This is a genomic window from Leptothrix discophora (genome assembly GCF_030705305.1).
Classification (GTDB): domain Bacteria; phylum Pseudomonadota; class Gammaproteobacteria; order Burkholderiales; family Burkholderiaceae_C; genus Sphaerotilus; species Sphaerotilus discophorus.
Genome location: NZ_JAUZEE010000015.1, coordinates 53,552 through 65,589 on the forward strand (window position 1 = coordinate 53,552; position 12,038 = coordinate 65,589).

The 12,038-nt window shown below is 75.0% G+C and carries 9 protein-coding genes; 8 read left to right on the forward strand and 1 reads right to left on the reverse strand.

Annotated elements, in window-relative coordinates; genetic code table 11:
- Positions 1-38 precede the first annotated feature (38 nt).
- Positions 39-1,559, reverse strand: coding sequence for an exopolysaccharide biosynthesis polyprenyl glycosylphosphotransferase (locus Q8X39_RS19420; protein ID WP_305751353.1), 1,521 nt, complete (start codon positions 1,557-1,559; stop codon positions 39-41).
- Between the two features lie 398 nt (positions 1,560-1,957).
- Here Q8X39_RS19420 and Q8X39_RS19425 point away from each other — a divergent pair, with 398 nt between their 5' ends.
- From Q8X39_RS19425 to Q8X39_RS19460, 8 genes are read left to right on the forward strand one after another with little or no spacing between them, the layout of a single operon-like run.
- Positions 1,958-3,448, forward strand: a complete 1,491-nt coding sequence (locus Q8X39_RS19425) for a GumC family protein (protein ID WP_305751354.1) — start codon at positions 1,958-1,960, stop codon at positions 3,446-3,448.
- A complete protein-coding gene (locus Q8X39_RS19430; protein WP_305751355.1) occupies positions 3,445-4,311 on the forward strand; it encodes a P-loop NTPase family protein in 867 nt (288 codons plus the stop codon). Before Q8X39_RS19425 ends, Q8X39_RS19430 begins: the two co-directional genes overlap by 4 nt.
- A gap of 11 nt (positions 4,312-4,322) precedes the next feature.
- On the forward strand, positions 4,323-5,687 hold the full coding sequence (locus tag Q8X39_RS19435; RefSeq protein WP_305751356.1) for an O-antigen ligase family protein: 1,365 nt from the start codon (positions 4,323-4,325) through the stop codon (positions 5,685-5,687).
- A 1-nt stretch (position 5,688) separates the two neighbouring features.
- Entirely contained in the window at positions 5,689-6,885 is a 1,197-nt protein-coding gene (locus Q8X39_RS19440) for an acyltransferase family protein (RefSeq protein ID WP_305751357.1), read from the forward strand.
- Entirely contained in the window at positions 6,882-8,420 is a 1,539-nt protein-coding gene (locus Q8X39_RS19445) for a hypothetical protein (RefSeq protein ID WP_305751358.1), read from the forward strand. The genes Q8X39_RS19440 and Q8X39_RS19445 overlap by 4 nt, the downstream gene beginning before the upstream one ends.
- Positions 8,417-9,445, forward strand: a complete 1,029-nt coding sequence (locus Q8X39_RS19450) for a glycosyltransferase family 2 protein (RefSeq protein WP_305751359.1) — start codon at positions 8,417-8,419, stop codon at positions 9,443-9,445. Before Q8X39_RS19445 ends, Q8X39_RS19450 begins: the two co-directional genes overlap by 4 nt.
- Entirely contained in the window at positions 9,442-10,716 is a 1,275-nt protein-coding gene (locus Q8X39_RS19455; protein ID WP_305751360.1) for a glycosyltransferase family 2 protein, read from the forward strand. The genes Q8X39_RS19450 and Q8X39_RS19455 overlap by 4 nt, the downstream gene beginning before the upstream one ends.
- Before the next feature lie 2 nt (positions 10,717-10,718).
- A complete protein-coding gene (locus Q8X39_RS19460) occupies positions 10,719-11,990 on the forward strand; it encodes a polysaccharide biosynthesis protein (protein ID WP_305751361.1) in 1,272 nt (423 codons plus the stop codon).
- Positions 11,991-12,038: the final 48 nt, after the last annotated feature.

Genomic DNA, 12,038 nt, shown 5'->3' on the forward strand with positions numbered 1-12,038 from the left:
GGGTCGCCGGGCGGTGGAACGGGCCGGGCGACAGGGGCTCAATAGGCATTGGTCCGGCGCAGCACGACGCCGGCGGTGCGCAGCAGGATGCGCAGGTCGAGCAGCAGCGACCAGTTCGCGATGTAGTGCAGGTCCAGTTCGACCCGGCGGCGCAGCTGCGCGGCGGTCTCGGTGGCGCCGCGGGCGCCGTTGACCTGGGCCCAGCCGGTGATGCCGGGCTTGACCCGGTGGCGGTGGGCGTAGCTGGCGATGATGTCCGCACCCAGCCGCGCCTCGGTGCGCATGTCGGTCGCATGCGGGCGCGGCCCGACCAGCGACATCGTGCCGGCCACCACGTTGAACAGCTGCGGCAGCTCGTCCAGGCTGGTGGCGCGCAGCACGCGGCCGACGCGGGTGATGCGGGCGTCGCTGCGCTGCGTCTGCTGCAGGGGCGCGGCGCTGACCTGCGGCGTCCAGCGCATGGTGCGGAACTTGAGGATGTCGAACTCGCGGTTGTCGAGCGCATGGCGGCGCTGGCGGAACAGCAGCGGGCCGGGGCTGTCCAGCCAGATCGCCAGCGCGACCGCCGCCATCAGCGGCGCGAACAGCAGCAGCAGCAGGCCGCCGAGCAGGCGGTCTTCGGCCGACTTCAGCAGGGCCTGCCAGCGCGCGATCGGACGCGGCGCGAGCATGCCCAGCGGCAAGCGTTCGCCGAGGTGGGCGTCGTCCAGGCCCGGCCCGGTCAGGCCGACGTGACCGGCGCAGCTGCCCATCGGGATGCCCAGCGCACCGAGCCGCCGGATCAGCTGCGCGCGGCGTGCCTGTCGCTCGGGACGCAGGCCGTGCGCCTCCGGCAAGGCCAGCACGATCCAGTCGATGCGTTGCCGGGCGGCCAGCGCGATCAGCGCATCGATCGAGGCGACCGGCGGCTGGCGTTCGCTGCGGCTGTCGTCGTCGAACACGCCCAGCAGCTCGGCGCTGCCGGCGGGTGCCTGGGCCAGCGCCGCGACGAATCGACGCGCCAGCGGGCCGTCGCCGACCACCGCGACCGCCTCGCTCAGCCGCCCGCGCAGGCGCAGCCGCTGCACCGCCCAGGCCACCATCGTGCGCGCCAGCGAGGTCAGCACCAGGCCCAGCAGCGCGGCCAGCGCGGCGGTGGTGAGCCACGCACCGCTGCTGCGCATGGGATCCGGCTGGATGCCTTGCGGCCGCGACACCCAGGCCAGGCCGACGATCACCGCCGCGAACACGGCATAGCGCCAGGCATGGGTCTGCGCCAGGCGGGTCCATTGCGAGCGCCAGACCTGTTCGCCGAAGTGGCGGTCGTGCAGCACCAGCGGTGCCAGCAGGGCGGCCATGGCGTTGACGTGGGTGGTGGCATCCGCAGCGGCCGTGCCGCGTGCAGCGGCCATCCACAGGCCGACCAGCAGGGCGGCCAGCAGCAGGCCGCCGAGGTCGGCCAGCGGCACCAGCGCGCCGACATAGGCCGGCAGGCGATGCCGGGCCGGCCAGCGGATGGCGGCGGGCCGGCCGTCGAGGGCGACAGCGCCGGACGGCAAGGCGGCGTGGGTTCGTGACATGGGCAGGGCTCCGATCAGGCTGGGCAAGTCGCCGACCGTAGGCAGCCGAGCCGGGCCTGTCGGTGCGTGGGCCCACTGAGTGCGGCCGCTCACTCAGTGCGGCAGACCACCCGCGGTGTACGGGTGTTGCGGCCGGCAACAAGCCGTCTCGCCGACCTTCGGATCCGGGGTGGCTCAGACGGCGAGCCTGTGTCGGCCGACGACCGCGAAGCCCTGTTGGCGGTCGTCGGCGTGTGACCGCCTGGACCCTCGACGGTGCGACAGCGAACAGACGCCCGTGGGGTCCCGTCCTACAAGGACTCCGGTCAGGGCCCCTGCCTGGACGCCGCTGTGGCGGCGCCCGGGAGCCCGGCACCGAACCACCACGCGGATCGCCGCGCCTCACCGGGAACACGCCGATGTCCGTCATTCCTGCCAGCCCAGGGTCCTACCCCGGACCGTCTCACCTGTCCAACTGGCTGCCCGCCGATCTGGCCGAGCCCGAGCCCTCGCTGGGCCGGTTGCTGCGCACGCTGTGGCGACGCCGGCTCATCGTCGCGGGCGTGCTGATGCCCGGTCTGGCGCTGACCGCGCTGGCGCTGGCGCTCTGGCCGCGCACCTACACGGCCACCGCCGCGCTGGTCGTCAACTACGAGGTCACCGACCCGCTCAACGGCAAGGAGCTGCCGGTCGGGCAGGTCTCCAGCTACATCGCCACCCAGGTCGAGCTGCTGCAGACGCCGGCGGTGCTGCGCGCGGTGGCCGAGCGGCTGGCGCTGCTGGGCGCGGACGACGCCAGCCGCGCGCCGCCCGGTGGTGACGGCACGCCGGCCGACAGCACGCGCGCCGACAGCACGCCCGCCGACAGCACGCGTGCCGACCGGGCCGCGATGCAGGTGGCGCGGGCCTTGCAGATCGTGCCCAGCCCGCGCGGCAGCCAGATGATCTATGTCTCCTACTCGGCCCGCCTGCCGAGCCTGGCGGCGGCTGGCGCCAATGCGGTGGTCGACCTCTACAAGGCCCAGGACGCCGAACGCGCCGCCGGCCCGCCGGGTGAACGGCTGCGTCGCCATGGCGAGGAACTGGCCGCGCTGAAGGCCAAGGTCGATGCGGCGCAGCAGGCCGCCACCCGCTTCCAGCAGCGCCACGGCCTGATCGACGACGGCACCCGCACCGACGTCGACCTGCTGCGCCTGGCGTCGCTGGACGAGCGCCTGCTGGCGGCCCGCCATGCCCGCCAGGCGGCCGAACTGCAGGCCGCGCAGGACCCGGCCACCAGCGACGGCGTGATGGCCTCGACCCAGGCCCAGGCGCTGAAGGCGCAGCTGGGCGTGGCCGAGCTGCGGCTGTCGCAGCTCGAACGCCACTACACCCCCGCCCATCCGGACGTGCGCGAAGCCCGCGTGCAGGTCGACGAGGCCCGCGCCGCGCTGGCCGCCGTGATCCGCACCTACCGCGACCACGCCAGCGCCGGCCGCCAGGTCGCCCAGCGGCTGGAGCAGGGGCTGCAGCGCGAGTCGGCCGAACAGCGCGGCCAGGTGCTGGCGCGCAGCCGGCTGCAGGACGAGGCGGCCGCCTACCGGCTGGAGGTCGCCTCGGCGCTGGCGGTCTACCAGCGTGCGCTCGACGGCGAGGACCAGATCCGCTTCGCCTCGACCGGCGGGCGCAGCAACGTCAGCATCGTCAGCCGTGCCACGCCGCCGCTGCAGGCCAGCCGGCCGCGCCTGCTGGCCGGGCTGGCGCTGGGCTCGGCCGCGTCGCTGCTGCTGGCGGTGGTCGCCGCCGTGCTGTGGGACCGGGCCCATCCGCGCCTGGGCGACCGAGAGGACGTCGAACGCGAGTTCGGCCCGAGCCATGACGTCACGGTGCTGGGCGAGTTCGGCCGGGTGCCGAACCGGGGCGCGGCATGAGGGCCAGCCTGGCTCGCCGCCTCGCCGGCGAGGCCCCTCAGCCGTGGCTGCAGGCCTGGGCGCCGGTCCTGCCGCCGGTCCGCATGCCGGCCGGCGACACCGGGCCGACGGCCCAGCGCGGCCTGCTCGGTCGTGCGCTCCGGCCACCCCGCGATGCCTGGCCCTGGCGCCGGCTGGACCCGCTCTGGGAACCGGTCCGGGTCGAGGCCCTGCATGCGACGCTGTCGTCCGGCTGGGCCCTGCAGGCGGCCCGCCAGGCCGCCGCCGGGGTCGATGCCCAGGGACAGGGCGAGGTGCTGGCCGTGCTGGCGCTGGACGACGGCGACGACGCCGCCCAGCTCTCGGCCGCGCTGGCGCTGGCCTGCGCCCGCCACGACGGGCTGACGCTGCTGGTCGATGCCGACCTGCGCCATCCTCGCCTGCATCGCCTGTTCGGCATCGGCCCGGCCACCGGACCCGCAGGACCGGCCGGCCTGGTCAACCTGCTGGACCTGCTCGACCGCGGCGACGATCCGCCGCCCTGGACCCGCGCCGCCGTGCAGGCGGTGCCGGGTTCGCCCGACCTGCTGCTGCTGGGCGCGGGCCAGCCGACGCGTCGCCTCGCCCAAGGCCGCGACGGCCTGCTGGCCGGGCCCGCGCTGGGCCGCCTGCTGCAGGACTGGCGACGCTGTCATGCCCGGGTGCTGATCGGCTGCGCCGGCGCCGGCCACGGCGTGCAGGGCCTGGCGGTGGCTGCGGCGGCCGGCCAGGCGCTGGTCATCGGCCGGTCACGCCACAGCGACGCGGCGGCGCTGCACGCGCTGCTGTCGCGGCTGGCGCTGCTGCAGGTGCGGGTGCCCGGCCTGGTCATCGTCCACCGATGAAGGCGCCTGCCATGACGATGCCCTCGATCGGCACGCGCCCGGCCCTGCCGGGCTGGCAGGCGGACACGCGCCACGCGGTCTGGCCGGCCGTGATGGTCTGGCTGCTGCTGGTGCTGATGACCGTGCCCGACGGCCTGGCCTACGACACGCTGGACCTGGGCATCGCGCCCGAGTCGGGCAGTGCGGTCAGCCGGCTGGCCTGGCTGGGCCTGGGCGCCGGCGCAGCCGGCATGCTGGTCTGGCGGTCAAGGCTGGCGGTGGCGCTGGCGGCGCGGGTCAATCCCGCCCTCTGGCTGTTCCTGCTGCTGGCCTTGCTCAGCCTGGCCTGGTCGATCGATCCGGGCCTGAGTGCGCGCCGGCTCTACCGGCTCGCGACGGTCGTGATGGTCTGCGTCGCGCTGGGCCTGGCGGGCTGGCAGGCCCACCGCTTCCAGCAGGTGCTGCGGCCGGCGCTGACCCTGCTGCTGGCTGGCTCGCTGCTGTTCGGCCTGTTGCGGCCGGACCTGGCGGTGCATGCCCAGACCGCCGCCGAGCTGGCCGGCGCCTGGCGCGGCCTGGCCAGCCACAAGAACGGCCTGGGCAGCCTTGCCGGCCTGGGCCTGCTGCTGTGGCTGCATGCCGGCCTGACGCGGCAGACGCGCGTGCTGCCGGCGCTGGCCGGCGGGGCGCTGGCGCTGGCCTGCCTGCTGCTGTCGCGCAGCTCGACCGCGCTGGTGGCGATGCTGGTCGCGGCCTGCTGGCTGGTGCTGGCACGGCACTGGCCGAGGTCCGGCCGGGGCGCGCTGGCGCTGGGCGTGGCGGTGGCGACGGCGGCGCTGCTGCTGGCCGCGCTGGGCCTGATCGACGTGCTGCCGGGCGCGTCCTGGCTGGGCTCGCCGATCGCCGCGATCACCGGCAAGGACGAGTCACTCACCGGCCGCACCGGCATCTGGGCGCTGGTGGTCGAACATGCCCAGCGCCGCCCGCTGCTGGGTGCCGGCTTCGGCGCCTACTGGGTGCCCAGCCCGGGCGACGGCAACGAGGCCGGCGAGATCGTGCGCCAGCTGCAGGGCTTCTACCCGGCGTCCGCGCACAACGGCTACCTCGACGTGCTGCACGACCTGGGCTGGAGCGGCCTGCTGCTGCTGCTGGCCTACCTGAGCCTGCATGTGCGCGACAGCCTGCGGCTGCGCCGCGACGAGCCCTCGCAGGCCGACCTCTACCTGGCGGTGTTCTTCCAGCAGGCGATCGGCAACCTGTCGGAGACGCACTGGTTCGCGGTCCAGAGCGTGGACCTGGTCGTCATGACGCTGGCCAGCGTCGCGCTCGGTCGCAGCCTGCTGGCGCTGCGGCTGGCGCAGCGCGTCCCGGCGATGCGGCCATCGGCAGGGACCTGAGATGGCGACGCTGCGATTCCTGCCGCCCACGCTGCCCCTGACCCTGCCGCTGCCGCTGTCCCTGCCGCAGCCGCGGCCCCTGACCCTGCCGCTGACCCTGCCGCTGACCCTTCCGATGACCGCACCGGCGGCCTTCGCCATCCCCGCGCTGGACGGCCTGCGCGCGCTCGCGGTCACCCTCGTCTTCCTGGCCCACAGCGGGCTGGAAGGGCAGGTGCCGGGCGGCCTGGGCGTGACGGTCTTCTTCGTGCTCAGCGGCTACCTGATCACCACGCTGCTGCGGCGCGAGCAGGCCCGCACCGGGCGCATCGACCTGCGGGCCTTTTGGGCCCGTCGGCTGCTGCGCCTGATGCCGCCGCTGCTGCTGGTGCTGCTGGCCACCGTCGCGCTGTCGCAGGCCGGCTGGATCGACGGCCGCTACACCCCCGGCGGATTCCTGGCGGCGCTGTTCTACGCGGGCAACCTGCATGCCATCGCGCAGGACTTCCACGGCCTGCCGGCCGGCGTCGGCGTGGTCTGGTCGCTGGCCATCGAGGAGCACTTCTACCTGCTCTACCCGTTGCTGGCGGCCTGGCTGCTGCGGCGGGCCTCGCCGGCCGGCGCGGTCGCGCTGCTGCTGGTCCTGTGCGGGGTGGTGCTGGCCTGGCGCCTCGTGCTGGTGGGGCAGGGCGCGGGCGCGGACCGCATCGGCATGGGCACCGACACCCGCATCGACGCCATCCTGGCCGGCTGCGCGCTGGCGCTGTGGCGGCCGCCGGAGCTGGCGACCGATGGCCGTGCCCGACGCCGGCATGCCCTGGCGCCGGCCGGGGCGGCGCTGGCCTGCCTGGCGGTGCTGCTGGCCAGCATCGCCTGGCGCGAGCCGGTCTTCCGCGAGACGCTGCGCTACACGCTTCAGGCCGGCGCGGTGGCCGGTCTGATGCACCTGGCCGTGCGCCATGCGCGGCAGGCGCCGGCCCGCTGGCTGGACCACCCGGTGCTGGTCTGGCTGGGCTCGGTGTCCTACACGGTCTACCTGGCGCATCACGTCATCCTGCTGGGCGTGGCGCGGCGCTGGCCGCAGCTGGACTGGCCGATGCGGACGGGCCTGGCGCTGCTGCTGATGCTGGCCCTGGCCTGGGCGATGCAGCGCGCCGTCGAACGCCCCTGCGCGCGGCTGCGGCAGCGCTTCCAGCCGGTCGGCGGGAGGGCGCGATGAACCCGTCGTTCCACGCCGATGCAAGCGACACGACGCCACATGACATCCCGGCCGACCAGGCGCTGCTGGCCATCGCCCGGCACCGTGGCTTGCTGCTGCTGGACCTCGACGAGACGCTCTACCTGCGCAACTCGACCGAGGACTTCATCGACACCGCCCGCCCGCGCACGCTGGCCCTGCTGCTGCTGCGCCTGCTCGACGCGCTGCGGCCCTGGCGCTGGACCGGCGGGGCGGTCACGCGCGACGCCTGGCGCGTGCGGCTGATCCTGAGCTGCTTCCCGGCCACCACCGCGCGCTGGCGGCGCGAGGTCGCCGGGCTGGCCGAGCGACACGGCAACGCGGCGCTGCTGCAGGTGCTGGGCGTGTCCGGCACGGTGCCGTCTGGCGCGGTCGTGGCCACCGCTGGCTTCCTGCCCATCGTCGCGCCGCTGGTGGCCGCGCTCGGGCTGCCGGGCGCGCGCATCGTCGCGGTGCGGGTCTGGCATTTCGCCGACCGGCGCGTGGGCAAGCTGCACCTGGCCCGGCAGGCGCTGGGCGACGAGGCGGTGCGCGCCTCGATGGTGCTGACCGACTCGTCACAGGACCGGGCCCTGCTGGACCACTGCGCCCGGCCGCTGCGGGTGGTCTGGCCCGGTGCGCGCTTCCAGGCCGCGCTGGGTGGCGTCTACCTGCCGGGGCAGTACCTGTCGTGCGTCAAGCGGCCGGGCGAGCGCTACATCGTGCGCGCCATCCTGCAGGAGGACTACGCCTTCTGGCTGCTGTCCTCGGTCGCGCTGGCCGCGCAGCCGCTGCTGCACGCGCTGGGCCTGCTGGCGCTGCTGCTGTCGTTCTGGGCCATCTACGAGCGCGGCTACGTCGACAACGACCGCGTCGCCGCGCGCCACGAGGCCGAGCCCAAGCTGAGCGCGGCCTTCCACGACGCGCCGGTGGCGACGCCGGCGGTCGCGCCCTGGCTGTGGGCCCTGGCCAGCGCGGCCGTCGCGGTCGTGCTGCTGCGTGGCCCCCTGCCGTGGCAGGACGATGCGCCGTGGACGGCCTGGGCCGCACCCTGGGCCGGCTGGACGCTGGTGCTGCTGGCCACCCAGTGCGGCTTCGCGCTCTACAACCGCTGCGACAAGGCCACCCGGGTGTGGCTGTTCGTGGCGCTGCAGTTCGCCCGCAGCGCGGCCTTCGTCGTGCTGGTGCCGATCCTGCCGATCGGCGCGGTCGCGCTGGGCGCGCATGTGCTGGCGCGCTGGGTGCCGTACCACGTCTACCGGCTGGCCGGCCGCGACTGGCCCGGCACGCCGGTGCAGCTGATGCGGCTGATGTTCTTCATCGTGCTGGCCTTGCTGCTCGCCTTGGCGCAGGGCATGGCGGAGGGCTTGGCGCTGCTGGCCAGTCCGACCGCGCTGGCCCTGTTCGGCTGGAACCTGCTGCGCGCGCGGCAGGAACTCGTGGCGGTGCTGCGTGCTGCCACGCGGATCGACCGCATCGATCACCCGGATCTCCCCGATCACCCCGACCCCCTCGACCGGAGCCTGCCGCCGCCATGAACCACGACCACGATCCCGTCTTCGACCCCACCGACCGCCACGCCGACCGTCCAACCTGGGGCCAGCCGCCGTCGCGCGCCTCGATCAGCGTGTGCATCGCCACCTACCGCCGGCCCGACCGGCTGGGCCACCTGCTCGACGACCTTGTGCGCCAGAGCCTGCTGCCGCTGGAGGTGGTGGTGGTCGACAACGACGCCACCGGCAGCGCCCGCGAGGTGGTCGCCTGGCGACGCGCGCGCGGCTGTCCCTTCGAGCTGGTCTACGGCACCCAGCCGGAGCAGAACATCGCGCTGACGCGCAACCGCAGCGTCGCGCTGGCGCACGGCAGCTGGCTGGCCTTCATCGACGACGACGAGCGGGCCGCGCCGCACTGGCTGGCCGACCTGGTCGAGGCCGCCTGCCAGCACGCCGCCTTCGGCCAGGACGCGGCCGACGCGGTGCTCGGCCCGGTCGTGCCGCTGCTGCCCGAGACCGCGCCGGCCTGGATCCGGGCCGGCGACTTCTACCGCTGGCCGCGCAGCAGGACCGGCGCGATCGTGCCGCTGAACCGGCTGCGCTTCGGCAACGTGCTGGTGCGCGGCGCGCTGCTGCGTGACCGCGAGTCGCCGTTCGACCCCGCCTACGGCCTGACCGGCGGCGAGGACGGCGAGCTGCTCGGCCGCCTGGTCCAGCAGGGCGCACGGGTGATCTGGTGCGACGAGGCGGTGGTCACCGAACCGGTCGAGGCCAGCCGGCAGAACCTGCGCTGGCTGATGCTGCGCGGCCTGCGCGGCGGGCAGGACTACGCCCGCCACCGCCTGAGCGGCCGCTTCGGCCGGCTCGGCCTGGCCGGACGCGCCGGGCTGATGGTCCGCTCGGCCGCGCAATGCGCCGTCGCGCTGGTGCTGGTCCCGCTGGGCGCGCTGCTGGGCCGCCACCGCGCCGCGCAGGCGCTGATCCTGGCGGCGGCCAACGCCGGCAAGGTCTCGGGCTGCGCCGGCTGGCACTACCGCGAGTACGCCACCACGGCAGGGGCCGCGTCATGAGCGATCTCGTGCAGGCCCTGCTGTGGCTGACCGTCTGGATGACCCTGTGGCTGGGCGCCTGGCTGCTGATCGGCGCGGCGGTGTTCGCGCTGCTGCTGCCGCTGCTGACGTCCAGCCTCTACCTGCTGGGGCTGACGCTGTTGTCGGGCCGGCCGAAGCCGTGTCCGGAGGCGCCGCAGCGGCTGCGCCTGGACATCGTCGTGCCGGCGCACGACGAGGCCGCACTGATCGGACGCACCGTCGCCAGCCTGCTGGCGGTCAGCTGGCCGGCGGCGCGGCGACGGGTCTGCGTGGTGGCCGACAACTGCAGCGACGACACCGCCGCCCGGGCCCGCGCCGCCGGCGCCGTCGTCTGGACGCGCGATGACCCGGGCCTGCGCGGCAAGGGCCATGCGCTGGCCCATGGCTTCGAGGCCAGCCGGCGCGACGGCTGGGCCGATGCGGTCGTGGTGGTCGATGCCGACAGCATCGTCAGCGCCAACCTGCTGCAGGCCTGCGCCGACCGGATCGAGCACGGCGCCCAGGTCGTGCAGGTCCACCATGGCGTGCTCAATGTGCAGGACTCCTGGCGCACCCGGCTGATGGCGATCGCGCTGGAGGCCTTCCACCGCGTGCGCTCGCGCGGCCGCGAACGGCTGGGCCTGTCCTGCGGCCTGCGCGGCAACGGCTGGAGCGCCACCCATGCGCTGCTGCAGCGCGTGCCCTACCGCGCCTGGTCGCTGGCCGAGGACATCGAGTTCGGCCTCGACCTCGGCCTGGCCGGCGTGCGGGTCCACCATGCCGACGAGGCCAGCGTGGACTCCCAGATGGTCAACGGCGCGGCGGCGGCCGTGAGCCAGCGGCGTCGCTGGGAAGACGGCCGCTGGCAGCTGCGGCGCGATCGCCTGGGCGAACTGGGCCGCGCGGCCCTGGGCCCTGGCCGGCCGGTGGCCGTGCGCTGGATCTGCCTGGACCTGGCGATGGACCTGGTCGTGCCGCCGCTGGCCACGCTGGTGCTGATGGCCGGCCTGTTGCTGTTCATTGGTGGCATCGGCCTGCTGGTCGACCTGGCGGGCACCGGCGGCGTGGTCGCGGCGCTGGTCTGGCTGGCGCTGGGCAGCTTCGCCGCGCTGGCGCTGCACGTGCTGCGTGGCTGGCAGCTCAGCGGGGTCGGCTGGCGTGGCCTGGCGGACCTGGCGCATGTGCCGTCCTACGTCGTCTGGAAGGTGCTGCTGCTCGTGCGTGCGCATGACTCGGCCGAATGGGTCCGCACGCTGCGCGAACGCACCTGACCATGGCGGCCCCGCTGGCGCATGGCGCACCGCTGGTGCGCGCACTCGCCGGCGCGGTCGCCGGGCAGGCGGCGCTGTCGGCGGCAAGCTTCCTGGTCGGGCTGATGCTGATCCGCCGCGCCAGCGACGGCGACTACGGCGCCTACGTGATCGTGATCGGGCTGATCGCGCTGGCCACCTCGCTGCAGAACGCCTGCGTCGGACCGGTGCTGGGGCTGCGCATGCCGCACCTCGCGCCACAGCCGCGTGGCGCACTGATCGGCGGGCTGTACGTGGCCCAGTGCCGGGTGCTGGGCCTGGGCGCGCTGTTGTCGTGGCTCGCGCTCGCCTTCGCGCTGGCGCTGGGCTGGCTGGATGGCCGGCACGCCGCCTGGGTGACGGCTGGCACGCTGGCCGGCGCCGCGCTGCTGGCGCGCGAGTACTTCCGCCGCGTGCTGTACGGCCACGGCCTGCCGCTGCGCGTGGCCCGCCACGACCTCGTCTACGGCGCCTGCCTGGTGCTGGCTGCGGCGCTGGCGGCGCACGGGCCCTGGCCCGGTCTGGGCGTGCTGGCGGTGCTGGCCGCGGTCGGGCTGGGCAGCGCCTGGCGGCTGGCCGCCGAAAGCCGTCGCCACGAGGCCTGGGCCGCACGGGTCCAGCCGCGCCTGTGGGCCGAGCAGATCGCGCCGCTGGCGCTGTGGTCCAGCGCCGGGGCGACGATCCAGTGGGTCCTGAGCCAGGGCCAGCTCTACCTCGTCGCCGCGCTGCTGGACGTCTCGGCCGTCGCGGCGGTGGCGGCCACCCGCATGCTGCTGATGCCGGCCAACCTGCTGTCGACCGGCATCGGCTCGATGATGCTGCCGCGCACCGTGACCTGGCTGGCCAGCCATGGGCTGGTGCGGGCCCGCCAGCGGGTGCTGGTGCTCGCCGCCGGCGTCGCGCTGCTGAGCCTGGCCTATGCGCTGCTGCTGTGGCTCAACCGCGAGCGGGTCTACACGCAGGTGCTGCACCGCCAGGATGCCGGGCGCGACACCCTGCTGCTGCTGTGGACCGCCATCGTGCTGGTGACCGGCGTGCGCGACCAGCTGGCCGCGCTGGTGTCGGCGCAGGCGCGCTTCCGGGCCCTGACGCTGCTGACGTCGGTCAGCGCATTGACCGCGCTGGCGGCCGGCTGGTGGGCGCTGCACCACCTGGGCGTGGCCGGTGCGCTGGTCGGCCTGCTCGCCGGCGAGGGCCTGAGCCTGGCCGGCGTCGTCTGGCTGAGCAGCCGATCGGTCGGCCGCGTGCCCGCCTGAGCAACCGTCTTGAAGGTCAAGTGTCGTGAAGCATCGGCACCCACCTGG